The 18,717-nt window shown below is 33.6% G+C and carries 18 protein-coding genes; 5 read left to right on the forward strand and 13 right to left on the reverse strand.

From position 1 onward, the window contains the following. Nucleotides 1-20: 20 nt before the first annotated feature. Entirely contained in the window at nucleotides 21-545 is a 525-nt protein-coding gene (locus AAC069_RS09300; RefSeq protein ID WP_339920198.1) for an Lrp/AsnC family transcriptional regulator, read from the reverse strand. On the opposite strand from AAC069_RS09300, the gene AAC069_RS09305 reads away from it, so the two are divergent. Both AAC069_RS09305 and AAC069_RS09310 read left to right on the forward strand, forming a co-directional pair. Next, complete coding sequence (locus tag AAC069_RS09305) at nucleotides 537-1,241, forward strand: homoserine dehydrogenase (protein WP_339920265.1); 705 nt, start codon at nucleotides 537-539, stop codon at nucleotides 1,239-1,241. The genes AAC069_RS09300 and AAC069_RS09305 overlap by 9 nt on opposite strands. Before the next feature lie 10 nt (nucleotides 1,242-1,251). Beyond that, complete coding sequence (locus AAC069_RS09310) at nucleotides 1,252-2,655, forward strand: aldehyde dehydrogenase family protein (protein WP_339920197.1); 1,404 nt, start codon at nucleotides 1,252-1,254, stop codon at nucleotides 2,653-2,655. A 72-nt stretch (nucleotides 2,656-2,727) separates the two neighbouring features. Here AAC069_RS09310 and AAC069_RS09315 read toward each other — a convergent pair whose 3' ends face one another. Beyond that, nucleotides 2,728-3,225, reverse strand: a complete 498-nt coding sequence (locus AAC069_RS09315) for an Lrp/AsnC family transcriptional regulator (protein WP_339920199.1) — start codon at nucleotides 3,223-3,225, stop codon at nucleotides 2,728-2,730. Nucleotides 3,226-3,626: 401 nt separating this feature from the next. On the opposite strand from AAC069_RS09315, the gene AAC069_RS09320 reads away from it, so the two are divergent. Further along, nucleotides 3,627-5,543 (forward strand): DUF294 nucleotidyltransferase-like domain-containing protein, encoded by a 1,917-nt coding sequence (locus AAC069_RS09320; protein WP_339920200.1) that lies wholly within the window; start codon nucleotides 3,627-3,629, stop codon nucleotides 5,541-5,543. 2 nt (nucleotides 5,544-5,545) lie between these two features. Beyond that, nucleotides 5,546-6,142, forward strand: coding sequence for a 3'-5' exonuclease (locus AAC069_RS09325; protein ID WP_339920201.1), 597 nt, complete (start codon nucleotides 5,546-5,548; stop codon nucleotides 6,140-6,142). An 88-nt stretch (nucleotides 6,143-6,230) separates the two neighbouring features. Here AAC069_RS09325 and AAC069_RS09330 read toward each other — a convergent pair whose 3' ends face one another. From AAC069_RS09330 to AAC069_RS09360, 7 genes are all read right to left on the reverse strand, one after another. Beyond that, the gene (locus tag AAC069_RS09330) at nucleotides 6,231-6,719 is read right to left on the reverse strand and encodes a 4'-phosphopantetheinyl transferase superfamily protein (RefSeq protein ID WP_339920202.1); all 489 of its coding nucleotides are present in this window, start codon (nucleotides 6,717-6,719) and stop codon (nucleotides 6,231-6,233) included. Beyond that, the gene (locus tag AAC069_RS09335; protein ID WP_339920203.1) at nucleotides 6,716-6,973 is read right to left on the reverse strand and encodes an acyl carrier protein; all 258 of its coding nucleotides are present in this window, start codon (nucleotides 6,971-6,973) and stop codon (nucleotides 6,716-6,718) included. Before AAC069_RS09335 ends, AAC069_RS09330 begins: the two co-directional genes overlap by 4 nt. A 10-nt stretch (nucleotides 6,974-6,983) precedes the next feature. Continuing rightward, nucleotides 6,984-8,258: a beta-ketoacyl-[acyl-carrier-protein] synthase family protein gene (locus AAC069_RS09340; protein ID WP_339920204.1), complete on the reverse strand. Its 1,275-nt coding sequence runs from the start codon at nucleotides 8,256-8,258 to the stop codon at nucleotides 6,984-6,986. A gap of 135 nt (nucleotides 8,259-8,393) precedes the next feature. Beyond that, nucleotides 8,394-8,822 carry a 3-hydroxyacyl-ACP dehydratase FabZ family protein gene (locus tag AAC069_RS09345; protein ID WP_339920266.1) on the reverse strand — a complete coding sequence of 143 codons (429 nt, stop codon included), beginning with the start codon at nucleotides 8,820-8,822 and terminating at the stop codon, nucleotides 8,394-8,396. Between the two features lie 20 nt (nucleotides 8,823-8,842). Beyond that, nucleotides 8,843-9,895: a type III polyketide synthase gene (locus AAC069_RS09350; RefSeq protein ID WP_339920205.1), complete on the reverse strand. Its 1,053-nt coding sequence runs from the start codon at nucleotides 9,893-9,895 to the stop codon at nucleotides 8,843-8,845. After that, nucleotides 9,892-10,605, reverse strand: coding sequence for a methyltransferase domain-containing protein (locus tag AAC069_RS09355; protein WP_339920206.1), 714 nt, complete (start codon nucleotides 10,603-10,605; stop codon nucleotides 9,892-9,894). Before AAC069_RS09355 ends, AAC069_RS09350 begins: the two co-directional genes overlap by 4 nt. Continuing rightward, nucleotides 10,606-11,718, reverse strand: a complete 1,113-nt coding sequence (locus AAC069_RS09360) for an NAD(P)/FAD-dependent oxidoreductase (RefSeq protein WP_339920207.1) — start codon at nucleotides 11,716-11,718, stop codon at nucleotides 10,606-10,608. It abuts the gene before it with no gap. A 104-nt stretch (nucleotides 11,719-11,822) separates the two neighbouring features. Between AAC069_RS09360 and AAC069_RS09365 the strand changes: the two genes are divergently transcribed. After that, entirely contained in the window at nucleotides 11,823-12,545 is a 723-nt protein-coding gene (locus AAC069_RS09365; protein ID WP_339920208.1) for a hypothetical protein, read from the forward strand. Nucleotides 12,546-12,550: 5 nt separating this feature from the next. Here AAC069_RS09365 and acs read toward each other — a convergent pair whose 3' ends face one another. The 4 genes from acs to ilvB form a co-directional block, all read right to left on the reverse strand. Further along, complete coding sequence (gene acs, locus AAC069_RS09370; RefSeq protein ID WP_339920209.1) at nucleotides 12,551-14,458, reverse strand: acetate--CoA ligase; 1,908 nt, start codon at nucleotides 14,456-14,458, stop codon at nucleotides 12,551-12,553. A gap of 530 nt (nucleotides 14,459-14,988) precedes the next feature. After that, the gene (gene ilvC / locus AAC069_RS09375) at nucleotides 14,989-16,458 is read right to left on the reverse strand and encodes a ketol-acid reductoisomerase (protein WP_339920210.1); all 1,470 of its coding nucleotides are present in this window, start codon (nucleotides 16,456-16,458) and stop codon (nucleotides 14,989-14,991) included. A 10-nt stretch (nucleotides 16,459-16,468) separates the two neighbouring features. Then, entirely contained in the window at nucleotides 16,469-16,996 is a 528-nt protein-coding gene (gene ilvN / locus AAC069_RS09380; RefSeq protein WP_091087892.1) for an acetolactate synthase small subunit, read from the reverse strand. Between the two features lie 4 nt (nucleotides 16,997-17,000). Then, nucleotides 17,001-18,695 carry a biosynthetic-type acetolactate synthase large subunit gene (ilvB, locus tag AAC069_RS09385; protein WP_339920211.1) on the reverse strand — a complete coding sequence of 565 codons (1,695 nt, stop codon included), beginning with the start codon at nucleotides 18,693-18,695 and terminating at the stop codon, nucleotides 17,001-17,003. Between the last annotated feature and the right edge of the window lie 22 nt (nucleotides 18,696-18,717).

Genomic DNA, 18,717 nt, shown 5'->3' on the forward strand with positions numbered 1-18,717 from the left:
ATTTAATTAGATTTTCTCCTCTATTCATGATCTAAATAAATTGGAAACAATGGGTTTTGTGAAAAATCATAAATCAAAGAGGTTTCTAAACTTTTTACATAATCTTTTGTAAGATTATCCATTACAAAATCTCTTAAATGATTTTTATCTCTTACTGCAATGTAAAGCAGAAAATCTATTTGCCCCGCTAAATGGTAAATATTCACAACTTCAGGTAACAAAGACATTGCGTTTTTAAAATGATCAACTTGATCTTTTGTGTTTTTAGTTAATTTTATAGCAACCATTGCTTCTATATTCGTACCAAGTTTAGAAGAATCAACAATAGCATGAAACCCGAAGAATATTTTTTTTCTATGCAATTTTCTCATCCTTTCAGAGCAAGTAGATTCTGCAATTCCAACTTCTACAGCAATTTGCTTATTAGATAATCTAGCATTCTTCTGTAAGAGCCTAATTATTTGTTCATCAGTTTTATCTAATTCGTTATCATTATTGAGGCTAGTTTTACAGATATTAAAACAGGACAACCAGCAATATCTCACATGGAATCTGCACTAAAAACTGATAAGCATATTGTCACTACTAACAAAGGACCATTCGCTGTAGCTTATAAACAAATTTTCAATTTAGCCTCATTAATGAAAAAAACTGTAGCAATTGAAGGAACTGTAATGAGTGGTACACCTATTATTAATGTTTTAAACAATGGTCTTTTAGGCTCAGATATTACTGCTGTAAGTGGTATTATGAACGGAACATCTAATTATATTCTGTCTAAAATGGAATTAGGAATGTCTTATAATGACGCACTTTCACAGGCACAAAAACTAGGATATGCAGAGGCAGATCCTACAAGTGATGTTGAAGGTTTAGACACTTTGGCTAAAGTAATGATTTTGGCAAATGTTGTTTTTGATGTGCAATTAATTCAAGAAAATATTGAAATAAAGGGAATATCTAAAATTACACTTTCAGATGTAAAAGAAGCATCAGCAAATAATAAGAGATGGAAACTAATTGGAAGCGTTTGGAAGGATGATAAAGGTATTGTTCATGGTTCAGTCTGCCCTAAATTGATACCAATGAATGATTCATTATATGGTATTTCAGATGCCACTAATGCCTTAAAAATCACCTCTAGTATTTTAGGAGATACTACGATAGTTGGCGCTGGAGCAGGGAAAATTGAAACTGGTTTTGCTTTGTACAATGATATCATATCAATAGTTAACGGTTAAAAATTAAAACATGGTAATAGATAAAAAAAACATAAGTACCGTAACTGTTTATAATAGTTATACAGGAAAAGTAATAGGAACAGTTCCTCAGTCAACTAAGCAAGATGTAATGAATGCACTTGATCTAGCAAAAAAAGGAGAGGCTATTGGTAGAAAAATGTCCGCTTCAGAAAGAATAGCAATTCTTAGAAAAGCCGTAACCATAATGGAGCAAGAATTTGATGCATTATCGAATCTCATTGCAACTGAAGGAATAAAGACAATAGTTCAGGCAAGAAAAGAAGTCACTAGAGCTTTAAATACGATGCAACTTTCTGCAGAAGAAGCAGGAAGAATAATTGGAGAAACAATTCCGTTTAACGCTGTTCCAGGCTCAGAGGATAGAGTTGGGTACGAAACCAAAGTCCCTATTGGTATTGTTGTTGCCATTACACCTTTTAATGATCCTTTAAACTTGATTTGTCACAAATTGGGTCCAGCAATTGCTGCAGGAAATCCTGTGATATTAAAACCTAGTGATTATACACCTTTAGTAGCCATTAAGTTTGGAGAAATTCTTTTTGAGGCTGGTTTACCAAAAGAGATGTTAAGTATTATTACGGGTTCACCAGAATACTTTGGTGACGCTCTCATTAGCGATGATAGAATAAGATTGATAAGTTTTACGGGGGGAGTGGAAGCAGCAAAGGTAATCCAGAGAAAAGCAGGTTTAAAAAAAATAGTGATGGAACTTGGTTCAAATTCACCTGTTATAGTTCTATCTGATGCAGATTTAGAAGAAGCAGTTCAGTCTTGTGTTTCAGGAGCATTTTTTGCAAGTGGCCAAAATTGTGTCGGTGTTAAACGAATTTTTGTAGAAGAGACTGTTTACGATTCATTTTTAAATAATTTTTCTCAATTAACTTCTACTTTAAAGATTGGTTCACCTTTATCAGAAGATATAGATATTGGACCAATTATAAGTAAAGAATCGATTAATCAAATTGATAAATTTATTAACGAAAGTATAGCCCATGGAGCTAAGATAATTAGTGGTGGAAAAACAATTGGTAATTGCTATACACCAACCATATTAGAGGCTGACTGCAATAATGATATTGCCAATTGCAAAGAAGTTTTTGGGCCTGTGGTAACTATTTCTAAAGTAAAAAACTTAGATCAAGCTATAGAGAACTGTAATAAGTCTCCTTTTGGATTACATACGGCAATTTTTACGAATGATATTAATAATGCACATAAAGCAATTAATGAACTAGAGTGTGCTAGTGTAATGATTAACGATTCCACTGATTATAGAATAGATGCAATGCCTTTTGGTGGCGTTAAAAGCAGCGGAATAGGCAGAGAAGGAGTAAAGTCCGCTATTGAAGCGATGTCTGAAACCAAAGTTGTTTGTTTCAAATTAAAAATATAAGGAAATTTATTTTTTCGATTAGTAATTTATAGAGTAGAAGATCTAATCATTAATTTAATTAGATTTTCTCCTCTATTCATGATCTAAATAAATTGGAAACAATGGGTTTTGTGAAAAATCATAAATCAAAGAGGTTTCTAAACTTTTTACATAATCTTTTGTAAGATTATCCATTACAAAATCTCTTAAATGATTTTTATCTCTTACTGCAATGTAAAGCAGAAAATCTATTTGCCCCGCTAAATGGTAAATATTCACAACTTCAGGTAACAAAGACATTGCGTTTTTAAAATGATCAACTTGATCTTTTGTGTTTTTAGTTAATTTTATAGCAACCATTGCTTCTATATTCGTACCAAGTTTAGAAGAATCAACAATAGCATGAAACCCGAAGAATATTTTTTTTCTATGCAATTTTCTCATCCTTTCAGAGCAAGTAGATTCTGCAATTCCAACTTCTACAGCAATTTGCTTATTAGATAATCTAGCATTCTTCTGTAAGAGCCTAATTATTTGTTCATCAGTTTTATCTAATTCGTTATTAGTAGTGTTTTTTCGAATACTATTCATATTTTTATTGTTATGTTGTTCATTTAAATGTTAATAGGCAATAATACAAAATTATATTTGAGCAAAGTAAAAATGGTTGATAAACTAAGTAATTTTATAAAACAATCGAGCGCTTGGTAGCAGCTATTTTACATAGCACCTAATTATAGCTATCAAATGGATAAACCGTCATATATGCTGAATAATACATTTGAACTATAATTTATATTATGTAAAATAGAAATTATAAACAATCTCTGACTCTATTTGAAATATCATCAGTAATACTACTTTCTAACGGTACTATCACTATTCTAAAACAAGAATATTAGCTTATTAATAAATCCAAGATTTAACATTAGATATGCGAGTATATAAATAAATATTTCATTAATTTTACCCAAAGAAACTATCACAAAATTATGAACACGATTGTAGAACGGATTGCTGATTTTTTAAAAGAATACTCGCCATTTGATCATTTGACATTTCAAGAGTTATCTGAAATTGCGGCTAATATTCGTGTAGTAAATTTGCAGAAAAACAAAACATTGTTTCAGTATAACGATGTATTACACGATAGTTTTTACGTCGTGGCTTCTGGAGTAATTCACTTATCTGTTATAGCGGATGCTGAAGAAACGATTTTAAATAAATGTCACGCCGGTGCAATTTTTGGATTACGTCCTTTTTTTGCAAAAAATAATTATAGAATGACAGCAAAAGCACGTGAAGAAAGTGTAGTTTATGCCATTCCTATTGCAGTTTTTAGACCATTTGTAGCAAATAACACCGAAGTTTTAAATTACTTATTGGAGAATTTTGCAACGAATACACCAAGTTCCACAGACAACGAAAATTCACGAGGTAGTCAGATTTCAGACACCTTATTTTATACAGACAAACAGTCTGAAATGCAATATTTCCAAACTTTATCGTACAATAACACACCGCTAATAACTACTGCTAATAGCACTGTCAGCGAAGTGGCTCAGCTTATGGCTGAAATGCGAATAAATAGCGCCGTAGTTTGTGAAGCTACTCTTCCTATCGGAATTGTTACTGATATGGATATGTCGTCTAAAATTGCTACGGGCCGATTTCCAATCACTGTTTCAGTAGATAAAATTATGTCATCCCCAGTAATAACAGTACTCGAAAATGTTTCGCTAGCTGAAGCACAATTACTGATGTTGAAAAATAATGTGACTCATTTGTGCGTAACCGCAGATGGTACGAATAAATCGAATGTTAAAGGAGTTATTTCAGAACACGATTTAATTGTGGCACAAGCCAGTAATCCTGGTGTTTTGATTAAGGAAATTAAACGTGCCCAAACTTCGAACGAATTAAAACAAATTCGAGTACGACTAACCGATCTTATTCAAACTTCAATTTATAAAAACATTCCTCTTACTCATATTTCGAATATTACCTCTGAGATCAATTTTGCTCTTTTAAAACGTGCCATCGAACTCTCTATTCTTGAAATGGGCTCCCCTCCTGCTCGTTTTGCCTGGTTAAGTATTGGTAGTCAAGGAAGGAAAGAACAGCTGTTACTTACAGATCAAGATAGTATTTTAGTCTTTGAAGATGTAGCTACAGAAAAGTATAGAGAGGTGAAAGATTATTTTCTTAATTTAGGAAAGAAAACGACTTTGACACTTGAACAAATAGGCTACGAATTATGCCCTAACGGACATATGGCAAGTAATATGCTATGGTGTAAATCATTGACAGACTGGATAAAGCAGTATGACAATTGGATGAATACTCCAGGTGAAAACAGTAATAATTTGAGCAGTATATTCTTTGATTACGAACTTGTTTTTGGAGAACAGAAAATAGAAGATGCAATAAGTAACGTGGTTTTTAAAAATGCCAATAACAATATTTTATTCTTTGACTTTTTAGGAAATGATACTTTAAGAAAAAATTCGCCTTTAAGTTTTTTCAAAAAACTCATTCTGGAAGAAACAGGTCCCAATAAAGATAAATTTGATATTAAGACTCGTGCTTTAATGCCTCTTATAGATGGCGCCCGCTTATTTACGCTAAGTCATGGTATTAAAGGCATAAATAATACCTATACTCGCTTTAAACAATTGGCGATTAACGATCCAAAATATTCCGAAATATATCTCAATTGTGCTGAAGCTTTCTTAACTTTATCAAAACTAAGAACAGTGGAAGGCTTAAAAAATGAAGATTCCGGTCAATTTATAAATTTGGAGGAATTATCTAAAATAGATAAAGAAAAGCTGAAAAATGCGCTTGCTCCAATGAGAGAATTGGAAGAATTAATTAAAAATAAGTTTCAACTGACTCAATTTTCCTAGTTATGTTAGAATGGATAAAAAATATCAATAAAGAACTTCCAGAATTCTGGAAAACATACCTTGCTAAATTCGATAAAAAATCGAATCGATATGTTGTGATTTCTACTGAAACTACAGGTATGAATCCAGAGAAAGATGTAATCTTGTCTATCGGTGCATTTGCTGTTGTAGATGACAGTATATTTATAGGAGACAGTTTCGAAGTTATTTTATTACAATATAAATACCTACATGATAATAGACTTTCAAATGAGTTTATTATCGAAAGTAAGATGAATAAACTCGCTGAACCGGAAGCAATAAAAGCCTTTATTGAGTTTATCGGCAGTTCTATTTTAGTGGGACATCATGTTGATTTTGACGTTGAAATGATCAATGCAGCTTTAGAAAAATTAGAGTGCGGCCGATTGAAAAATGAAGCCTTGGACATTGATATGATGCATCGCAAATTAAACGATATTACTGATAAGCAATTCTCATTGAACGAATTATCAGAAATTTATAAAGTCCCAAATACCGAGAGAAATTCGTCAACTGAAGACGCTTACAAAACGGCTTTGCTATTTCTAAAATTAAAGTCGAGGCTAGGTATTAAATAAGCATTATCGGTTAAAATTCACAATGTAGTTTGGCAGATGAAAATTCATTCAGCTATAAACTCGCGAAGATAAAACCTTGTACATTTTATTATTTTAATCCAACCAAGACGCTGTAACGACCGTGATGGCTCAACGATACAGGTTTTAGGGAATTTGTTTTCTCCTCAACCAAAAATGGAATTCCTTTCTTTTTCACCATTTTTATTTCAGTATCTAGCTCCAACACCATCTCAAAATCCATTTTATCAGTTACTGCAACAGTGTGAATTTTATCCTTTACTATTTCAGTTTTGGTATAATAGGTATAGCCATTACATAACACTGAGCCGCTATTTGTATTTTCATAAACACATACTAAATTCAACGGAAAGTAGCCACGCACTCCCGTTGCTCTATTGTAGATTTTGTATGCTGCTTCCTTCCTGCTCCAGAGATTCCAAACCATGATATCTGGATGTTCAGCAGTTGCAATCAGTAGCTGCTCGTTTTGAGTAAATATTTTATCCAAATATCCCGGTCGTTTCCAATTGCTTTCTTTTCGCGCTAAAGCCAAATCTACAATGTCGTTTCCAATCACCTTTTTTTCGCTAATTTAGTTTCTATTATTTCCAATGTTGATTTTACATCAATCATTTTTTCCATCGACTCATTATCGATATGGATTTTAAAATAGTCTTCGACATCTAAAATGATATCTACCAAATTAGCCGAATTGATATTCAAATCCGTGATGAAATCGGTGTCTTCCGTGAAATTTTCAAAAGCTTCTTCATTATTAATGTAGGGCTTTACGATATTTCTTAATTGTAATAAAGTCTCTTCTTTGTTCATGTTTAATTTTTTAAACGGTATATTTTTTTAAAATGAGGCAGCCGTTAACATCGCCAAAACCAAAACTGGCTTTTGCTATTATATTTATTTCTTTTTCAATCAATTTTTGAGGAATTCTTGATACATCAATTATACTTTCAATTTCAGGGTTCAAGTCTTCGCAATTAATATTGGGGAAAATAAATCCCTGATGCAATTGCAATACTGCAGCAACACTTTCTACACTCCCAGCCGCTGACAGACAATGACCCACCATTGATTTCAGTGAGTTAATATAGGGGAAATCAATGCCACTTCTCCCTAAGGCTTCACTCCAATTCTCTATTTCTAAACTATCTTTAGTCGTCGCAGTCAGATGACCGTTGATGGTATCAATATCATTCGCATGAATACCGGCATGAGCAATCGCATCTTTGATACACTTTTGAACAGCAATCGGATTAGGAGCTGTCATTGTTCCCAGACCGCGCTGTCCACCTGAATTTACATTTCCACCTAACACTTCAGCATAAATTCGTACACCACGTGAAAGTGCCGTTTCGAGATCTTCCAGCACGAAAGCTCCCGCTCCGCTTCCAGGTACAAATCCCGACGCACTCGTACTCATAGGTCTTGAACCTTGCTCTGGGCTTTCATTGTGTTTAAAAGTACAAACACGCAAAGCATCAAAGCCTCCCCAAATATAAGGGCCGCTGTCACTCGTACTTCCAGCCAGCATTCGATTAGCTTGTCCAGACTTGATTCGTTCATAAGCCATCAAAATACTTTCGGCTCCAGTGGTACAGGCAGAAGAATTAGTACTTACCTGATTTCCTAAACCTAATTTTCCGCCTAGATAAGCACTAACACCACTATTCATTGTTTGCGCTACCGCTGTACTACCCAGTCTACGGGTTTGTAATTCATCAATCTTATAAATGCTTTCGCGAAATTTATCGATACCTGAGGTTCCTGTTCCAAAAATAGTTCCACTATCCCAATCCGGCTCCTCACTGTTTAAAATGGGTAAATCAGCATCCTTCCAAGCATCCATTCCTGCTATTACACCATATAGAATACCAGTGGAGTTAAAATTTCGAAGTTCTAATTCCGTGAAATAATTCAATGATAGTTCCTCCGAAATTTCCGGTTTCCCTGAAATCTGACACGAGAATTGTAGGCGTTCCAAATCTGGGTCTTTCCGAATACCGGAAATCCCGTTTTTAATTGCATGGGTAAAAGCATCAAGCCCTACTCCATTTGGAGCCACTACACCAAGTCCTGTTATTACTACTCTCCTACTCATTGTATTCTTTTTTAGATCATTAAAATTGTATCAAACCATCACGATACATTTTGGCCCCGTTATTATTTTTTTAATTCAAAATTAGAAAAAGCTAAAATCCCTCGCAGAGCTCCAACTGAAAAATTAAAAGAAAAACTAGACTATCATACCTGCAATTTCTCCAGTACATACAACAACGCCGTTCTCATTTTTCATACTCACTTTGCATTTTAACTTACCAAATCTAAAGTATATTTTTTCTGAAAAAACTGTCACTTTTTCATTAGGAAATACAGGTTTAATAAATTCAATATTAGCTGATGTTAAGGCTATTGAAGTATCTTTATTAAAGTCATTATCTAATAAAAATATACCTAGGCAAACCAATCCAATTTGGGCCATAGTCTCTGTTAAGATCACGCCGGGTGTCACCGGGTTATTTTCAAAATGACCTTTATAAAATTCTAAATTTTCATCGAGAGTAAAACTCCCTTCCACTCCATTCTCATCAATCTGAATGATTTCATCAACAAATAGGAATGGTTTAGAATACGGTAATTTTGATATAATTTCTTGACTTTTCATCATTCTTGTATCTTCTTTGACTAAAACTGCAACAATACTCTTTGTGCCGAAAATCCAGGGCCAAAACTCAACATTAATCCTTTATCTCCCTTTGGCGGCATATTATCCATAAATCGCTCCAAAACATACAAAACGGTTGCGCTCGACATATTACCGTACAAACGCAAAACTTCTTTTGTGTCATCTATATTTTTTCCCAAATCTGAAAATAGAGCTTCGACTGTTTGAACTATTTTTTTTCCACCCGGATGAAATATTAAATGATCCATATCATCAATTTTTAAATTGTTTTTTTCCAAAAAAGGATGGATAATTGCCGGAAAATGGGACGCAATCGTATTTGGCACTTCAATGTCCAAAATCATTTGCAAACCAGTATTAGTAAGCTTAAACCCCATCATGTGTTCATTTTCATAAAAATGATACATCTCTTCTGCAAGAATTTCAGGTCCCTCATCGTCCTCATGAGACGAAAGTAAAACGCAGGCAGCTCCATCGCCAAAAATGGCAGCACTTACAATATTTGCCATCGAAAAATCATTCAGCTGAAATGTCGCCGTTGGACTTTCTACTGCAATTACTGCTGCGCGTTTGCCAGGATTAGACTGCAGGAAATTTTTAGCATAAATAATACCTGAAATTCCCGCGGCACATCCCATCTCCGTTACGGGAAGACGTACAATATCCTGACGTAATTTCAGCTTATTAATTAAATAGGCATCTAATGAAGGAATCATAATACCCGTACAACTCACTGTGATGATATAATCTAAATCTTCTGGCTTCCAACCTGATTTCAACAAAGCTTTTTCCAATACTTTTTCTCCTAAATCAATGACTTCACGAACATAAATATCATTTCTCTCTTCAAATGATGTTTTTGTAAAAACTTCGATAGGATCCATGATGGAATAGCGTTTATCCACTGCCGCACCCTCAAATATCTTTTTCACCTTTCTGATGAAGCGCTCATCTTGTCCCGTGAGCCATGCATCCAAAAACGGAATAATCTCTTCGGTAGTTCTGGAATATTTTGGTAGCTGCTTTGTAACTGTATTTATTTTTACACTCATATCTTTGAAATTATCCATTGGTACCTAAAAGCCCACTTCCATTGGATTTTATATTTTTTAATACTTAACTTCTTTGAAAAACGAAGCAAATCTTCTTTTTTAAATCCTCTTAATATCGAAACCAAACCATCTTCCCTCGACATATCATTCAATCGAAAAACAAAACACAAGGATTGAAATAATCGGTAAGCGACAGCACTTCGATGCAAATCATTAATAACAACTCCAAGTCTGGAATTTTCATAAAACGATGTCATTATTTCGATAATTTCATCCTCCTTGAAATGATGTAAAGTCAATGTACATAACACGATATCGTATTTCAGTTCTTTAAAAGGTTTATCAAATATATCTTCACAGCGGTACGCTATATTTGGATATTTTTTTGATAGATTAATAGCATGATTTACAGTAAAACTATTTGCATCAACCCCTATGAGATTGAACTTTAAATTATGTTGTAAACCGTACTCGGCAAGCGTTCTCAACATATCTCCATTTCCACAACCTACATCAACAATAGTGATTCCAGTTGTTTTGGGATTGTTGGCAATCAACTCTTTCACACCAAGTAAAGTTAACTTGTTTCCGCCCAATAGCTGATTTATTTTAGCGATTTTATCTAATGCATCTCTTAATTCATCACCTTCGAGCTGAAAGTCATCCATTATTTCGGATGCATTGGTTCTATAGGTTGTATTTATAGCCATTTATATTGGTTTACCATGTGTTTTCTTTATTATTACAGATAACATAAAAGGAAAAAGAATTAAAATTTTTAAGACCACTTGTGCTGTTTTTTCATGTTCTAATAGCTTTCCTAATAGACGACCTGCTTGCAATCTTTTTTTGAAATTTTTATTCCAATCGTTTAAATAATTATTTTCTAAAGTAGCTCTATTTACTCTGTTTTCTAGAAAATCTATTACATTTTCCGATGCTAGTTTAGCACTGTGAATAGCCATCGCCATTCCGTTCCCACACAAAGGATGAATTAAACCAGCGGTATCACCAATCATAATTATATGATTTTCTACACATTTCTTTTCTTCGAAAGAAACTTGGCTAATCGTTAAAGGCTTTTCGAATTGAATTACCGCATTTTTTAAAATTTTTTCTAAATTGGGATTCTGACGTACTACATTTAATTGATAATCTTCGACAGACTTGTGCTTTTTAAACGTTTCATAATTAGCTAGATAACATATGTTCACTAAATTGTTTTCTATTTTAGAAACACCACAATAACCTCCTTTAAAATGATGTAGTCCAACACAATCCTCTGGGAAATCTACTTTGTAATGCGCCTTAACACCAAGCCAATGTGACTGCCTCTGAATAAAGTTACGTTTTAATTTAATATCTAGATTTGATCTTTTTCCAAAAGCTCCAAGGACAATTGAAGCATAATAGGTATTTAAACTTGTAGTGACTGTAAACTTACCATCTAAAAATTCAACATCCGAAACAGTCTCTTGAACAATTGTACAACCAATATTTCTTGCTTCATTGTATAAATAATTATCTAATTCATATCTACTTATTCCAAATCCGCCCAAAGGCAAAACTGTGTTTATAGATTTTCCAGAAACTAATGAAAAGGAAAGTTTATCAATGTGTTTAGGATGCAGTGAATTAATGTCTAGGCCTAGGGATTTTAAGTAAGGTAAAACTTCGTTGGAAATATATTCTCCACAAACTTTGTGTTTAGGAAATTCATTTTTTTCAATTACCAAAACATTGTAATTATTATTTTTAAGATGGATAGCAGCAATAAGTCCTGCCAAACCACCACCAACAATAACTATAGAATTTTGTATCATATGTTGTAAATTTAACAATTTAGTTCAACATGTTCTTTCAAAATTCTCTAAAATTTTACTTAATTTTTGTAATAAAAATTTAAAGCGCTAGATTTGTTTTGTCTATGGATACAATCAACATTAAGAGATCATTATTATTTATACCTTTAACTCTATTAGTAGTTTATTTTTGTGCTGGAGTTTTCTTTAGTCCTGCTCTTGTTATTTATATTAAGCCTTTTGTTATTCCTACTTTTATAATCTATGTGTTAAATAATAATTTCAAGAAACTTACTTTAAATTATTACTTATATGCTATATTATTTTATATAAATGAGCTTTTACTTTTGTTTTGGGAAGATTCAGTACAGCTATATAGAATTGCATTAATAGCATCTTTTTTTTGTTATTTAGCATTAGTGAATTTAGGATATAATTCAATTAAAACTAAAAAACTTTACACTGTACCAAAAGGAATTTCACTTTTTATATTTGCTATAAATTGTCTGCTTTTAGCAGCAATCTTATATGTTTTAATATCTGCTGTTGGCGATAGTTACCTTAATATAATTATGATTTTTAATGGAATAGCAGCTTTATTTCTTGGTGCTACAGCCGTTCTATATTTGGCCAAATTTACCGATAGAAAAGCGTACTATTACTTTTTTGGTGCTTTTGCGCTAATTTTCAACGATGTTTTTGCCGCTATTACCACTTATTATATTGACGATGTAGTTTTGAACACCTTTGATAGAGTATTGCATTTTGCTTCATTTTATCTAATTTATCTGTTTGCTATAACTGATAAAAAAAAGGTTGAAAATCTTTCGACAGATTCTCAACCTTAGCTTACTTATAATTTATTATCTTTTATTTCGTCCACAATCTCCGGATTCAGTAAAGTAGAAGTATCTCCAAAATTAGAAAAATCTCCTTCAGCAATTTTTCTCAGGATTCTACGCATAATTTTACCCGAACGAGTTTTAGGCAAACCGGAAACAAACTGTATCTTGTCCAGCTTAGCTATAGGCCCTACGTGATCAGAAATATATTGATTAATTTCTTTAAACAGGTTTTCTTTGTTTCTGATTTCCCCCGTTTCTTTTAAAATCACATAACCGTAAAGTGCGTTCCCTTTTATGTCATGAGGAAAACCAACAATTGCACTTTCAGCAACTGCAGGATGTTCATTTATAGCATCCTCAATTGGAGCGGTACCAAGATTATGTCCCGAAACAATAACAATATCGTCAACACGCCCTGTTATTCTATAGTAACCTACTTCATCGCGTAATGCACCATCACCAGTAAAATAAGTACCTGGAAAGGCCGAAAAATAAGTGTCTTTATACCTTTGATGATTACCCCAAATTGTCCTTGCAATCCCGGGCCATGGGAATTTAATACATAAATTTCCTACTACCTGGTTCCCTTCAATTTCATTACCAGTATCATCCATCAATACTGCCTGAACTCCCGGTAGCGGTAACGTCGCATAAGTTGGTTTCGTTGGCGTAACAAATGCAACTGGAGCAATCATAATTCCACCAGTTTCAGTTTGCCACCAAGTATCCACTACAGGGCATTTTTTCTGTCCCACATGGTCATTATACCAGTGCCATGCTTCTTCATTAATAGGTTCTCCAACAGATCCTATTACTTTTAAAGTATTTAAATGATGTTTTTGAACATAATCAACATTCTCTTTGGCCAAGGCACGAATAGCCGTTGGTGCAGTATAGAATTGGGTAATTTTATGTTTTTCGATAATTTCCCAAAAACGACTAAAATCGGGATAAGAAGGAACTCCTTCAAAAATCACTGTTGTCGCTCCATTCAATAATGGACCGTATAAAGAATAAGAATGACCAGTAATCCAACCGATATCTGCCGTACACCAAAAGATGTCGTTTTCTTCGTAATTGAAGACATTTTTAAATGTATAAGCGGTATAAACCATATACCCTGCGGTAGTATGTACCATTCCTTTTGGTTTTCCTGTCGAACCAGAGGTATACAAAATAAACAAAGGATCTTCAGAATCCATTATTTCAGCGACACTATTGTCTGAAGCTTCGTCTAATAAAGGTTGCAACCAGATATCTCTACCTTCCTTCATTATAACTGGAGTGTTAGTTCTTTTAACAACTAATACCTTTTCTACCGATGGGCATTTTTCTAATGCTTCGTCAATTATTTCTTTTAACTCGATTGTTTTATTACCACGGTAGCCACCATCTGAGGTAATTACCATTTTACATTCACTATCTAATATTCTGGTAGCGACTGCAGAAGCTGAAAACCCAGCGAAAACTACGGAATGAATAGCGCCAATTCTAGCACAGGCTAAAATTGAAACCGCTAATTCCGGAATCATTGGTAAATAAATACAAACGCGATCGCCTTTAGTAATCCCTTTTTCACGTAATACATTTGCCATTTTGCAAACGCGTTGATGTAATTCGTTATAGGAAATATGTAACGCATCCTCACTTGGCTCATTTGGCTCAAAAATGATTGCTGTTTTATCTCCTCTTTTATTAAGATGTCTGTCTATACAGTTTTTTGCTATGTTTACTTTTGCTTCTGTGAACCATTTTATTTCAGCTTCAGCCATATCAAATTCAACAACTTTATCCCACTGTTGATACCAAGTAAAATTCTCTTCGGCTATTTTACCCCAAAATTTTCGGGGTTCACGGACAGATTTGTTATAATGTTTGAAGTATTGTTCGAAGTTTTGAATCTTATAGTAGCTCATGCTTATTTATTTTTTATAAAAGTATTAAAATTCTATGTATTCCTAAAACAATTAAATTTATAAATTCCCTCCAGAAATTAGAAACTCGATAATAATACAATAGCTTAAGTAAGTATTCCTTAAAAACTAGGTGTTTTTGCACAATATGACAGAACGCAAAAAAGACGAAGTAGAAATTCTACCCCGTCATTTTTTAATTAACAATATTCATAACAATTAATTTAGCATCCAAAAAAAACGAATAAAACGTTTTGTTACTAACAAAATACGCCTCAACCATAATACTGATACCCTAACCTTATTTGTGATAGATCTTCGAATTGAAAATCCATACAAGTTTTAATCTTTAAATTATAAGGAACCACTTCACTTAACTTTAAAACTCAATCGAAGTTAAGTGAATGTAATAAGCTTCCATATCTCTACCATTGTTTAAATACCTTGTAACTAACTCAAAATATAAATCGACATATGATATAGTGCAAATTCCAGCACACCCTCATGTGTGGCAATTCCTCTTTTTTTTTTAATTACCCTATTTTTTTCATAGCTGTCATAGATTCTCTCAGCCACTCCCCTGTCTCTTCAATTGGGTGTTGACGAATACTTTTATTAACAGCAATCAACACAGCATTATCAATAGCATTTGTTGTAGAAAAAGATTTCCCTATAACATTAGTATCAATAGTTTTCATAAAGTCCGTCAATAACGGTTTACAAGCGTGATCAAATAAATAACAACCATATTCTGCAGTATCAGAAATAATTCTATTCATTTCATATAATTTTTTTCTAGCTACTGTATTAGCAATTAAAGGTAATTCGTGAAGCGACTCATAGTAAGCTGACTCTTCAATAATTCCGGTTTCAGTCATCGTTTCAAAAGCCAATTCAACACCTGCTTTTACCATAGCAATCATTAATACTCCGTTATCAAAGTATTCTCGCTCAGAAATAGCTGCTGTAGTAGGAGCTGTTTTCTCAAAATTAGTTTCAGCAGTTGCTGCTCTCCAAGTCAATAAGTTAACATCATCATTTTCCCAGTCAATCATCATGTTTTTTGAAAATTCACCTGAAATGATATCGTCCATATGTTTTTGAAATAAAGGACGCATAATGTCTTTTAACTCATCAGCCAATCTATAAGCTTCTACTTTTGAAGGATTATTCAAACGATCCATCATATTAGTAATCCCACCGTGTTTCAAAGCTTCTGTTACTGTTTCCCAACCGTATTGAATTAATTTTGAAGCATAAGCTGGTTCAATTCCTTTTTCGACCATTTTATCAAAACATAAAATAGATCCAGTTTGTAGCATTCCACAAAGAATAGTTTGCTCTCCCATTAAATCCGATTTTACTTCGGCAACAAAAGAAGAATTTAAAACTCCTGCTTTATGACCTCCTGTAGCAACAGCATACGCTTTTGCTTGAGCAAAACCAACATTCTCAGGATCATTTTCAGGATGTACCGCAATTAACGTAGGTACACCAAAACCTCTTTTATACTCTTCACGAACTTCTGATCCAGGACATTTTGGAGCACACATAATAACAGTAATGTCTTTACGAATTTGCATTCCTTCTTCTACAATATTAAAACCGTGAGAATAAGCTAATGTTGAACCTTTCTTCATCAAAGGCATAATTGCAGTAACTACCGCAGTATGTTGTTTGTCTGGAGTAAGGTTACAAACCAAATCAGCCGTAGGGATTAAGTCTTCATAGGTTCCCACTGTAAAACCATTATCAGCAGCATTCATAAAAGAAGCTCTCTTTTGTGCAATTGCCTCAGCTCTTAGCGCATAAGAAATATCTAAACCTGAATCTCTCATGTTTAGACCTTGGTTTAATCCTTGTGCTCCACAACCTACAATAACTACTTTTTTTCCTTTTAAAGCTGTTATACCATCAGTAAATTCTGATTGGTCCATGAATTCGCAAACGCCTAATTGTTCTAATTGTAATCTAAGTGGTAATGAATTGAAATAATTTGCCATTGTCTAATTTTTATTTATTTTTTAGTTCTTCTAATAGTGTTGATATTTCCATTTTTTCTTTGGAAACGGATATTCTTCCTGAACGCACAAACTGCATGATTCCGAAAGGTTTTAATTTATTGTATAGCTCCTCAATGTCTGAACGTCTTCCTGATTTTGAAATCACAAAAAAGTCTCTGGACACGGTAACTATTTCTGAGTTACTTTCTTTTATTATATTTTGAATTTGCTTTTCGTCGAACAGTAATCCCGATTCTATTTTGAACAAGGCATTTTCTAAGAAAATAGTTTCTTCATCAATATGATAAAAAGCTTTTATAACCTCAATTTGCTTTTCTATTTGACCTACAATATTTTGCACCCATTTTTCTGTAGTATGCACCACGATCACAAATCTAGAAACATTTTCTATCTCTGATTCTGAGACATTTAAACTTAGTATATTGATGTGACGCTTTAAGAATATACCTGATATTCTATTTAATAGACCAACGTTATTTTCTGAATAAACAGAAATGGTGAATGTTTGATTTTCCATAATATTAACTTAATCTGATATCAGAAACAGAAGCTCCTGTTGGAATCATAGGGAATACATTATTTTCTTTTTCTACCATAACTTCAAGGAAATACGATTCTTTTGAAGCCATCATTTCAGCTACAGCAGCATCTAAATCTTCTCTTTTGGTTACTTTTTTTGCTTTAATATAGTAGCCTTCTGCAATAGCGACAAAATTAGGGTTAGTCATCTCAGTCGAAGCATAACGCTTGTCAAAAAACAATTGCTGCCATTGACGAACCATTCCTAAAAATTCATTGTTTAGAATTACAATTTTTACTGGGACTTTCGTCTGAAAAATAGTTCCTAACTCCTGAATAGTCATCTGGAATCCTCCATCACCTATAATAGCAACTACTTCCCTGTCTGGCATCCCCATCTTAGCACCAATAGCTGCTGGTAATGCGAAGCCCATTGTTCCTAATCCTCCCGAAGTAACATTACTTTTAGTAGAGTTGAATTTAGAATAACGACAAGTAAACATTTGGTGTTGCCCTACATCCGAAACCATAATTGCATCACCTTTAGAATGTTTGTTAATCATTTCGATTGTTTCACCCATAGAAATTCCTTCCTTCTTAGGTTTCAACTCCTCATTTATTACTGCTTCTAATTCAATTTCATATAATTCTTTGAATTTATTGTGCCAAGATTCATGTGTGTTTGTTTTAATTAAAGGCAATAAAGCCGCCAATCCTTCTTTTACATCACCTAAAACAGCCACTTCCGTTTTTACATTTTTATCAATTTCAGCAGGGTCAATATCAAAGTGAATTACTTTGGCTTGTTTTGCATACGTTTCTAAATTTCCTGTTACACGGTCATCAAAACGCATTCCCAATGCAATTAAAACATCGCATTCATTTGTTAAAATATTAGGTGCATAATTTCCATGCATTCCTAACATTCCTACGTTTAAAGGATGCTCTGTAGGCAACGCAGAAAGTCCTAAAATTGTCCAAGCAGCAGGAATTCCTGATTTTTCAACAAATGCTTTCAATAACTCTTCAGCTTGACCAAGAATAATCCCTTGACCAAAAACAATAAATGGTTTCTTAGCCTTGTTGATTAATTCTGCAGCTTCTTTTACCTTTTCTATGTTCAATTTTGGAACAGCCACATAACTTCTAATTCCGGTACACTTTTTATAGCTGAATTCGAACTTATCAAATTGTGCATTTTTAGTAATATCTACTAAAACTGGCCCTGGACGTCCTGATCTGGCGATATAGAAAGCCTTTGCCATGATTTCTGGAATCTCAGAAGCTTCGGTAATTTGGTAATTCCATTTGGTTACTGGGGTTGAAATCCCAATAATATCTGTTTCCTGAAAGGCATCAGAACCCAGTAAATGTTTTCCAACCTGACCTGTGATACAAACCATAGGTGTTGAATCAATTTGCGCATCTGCAATTCCTGTGACCAAGTTTGTAGCTCCTGGACCTGAAGTCGCAATCGCTACTCCCACTTTTCCAGTAGCTCTTGCAAATCCTTGCGCAGCATGTGTAGCGCCTTGCTCATGGCGCACTAAAACATGGTGCAATTGATCTTTAAATTTATATAACTCGTCGTAAACTGGCATGATTGCTCCACCTGGATAACCGTAAACCAAATCTACTCCTTCTTCTAATAAGCATCTAATAACGGCTTCAGCGCCTGATATTTTGTTTGTTCCCATCGGTATTTATTTATTCGCTTAA

Source organism: uncultured Flavobacterium sp. (assembly GCF_963974175.1).
Lineage (GTDB): Bacteria > Bacteroidota > Bacteroidia > Flavobacteriales > Flavobacteriaceae > Flavobacterium.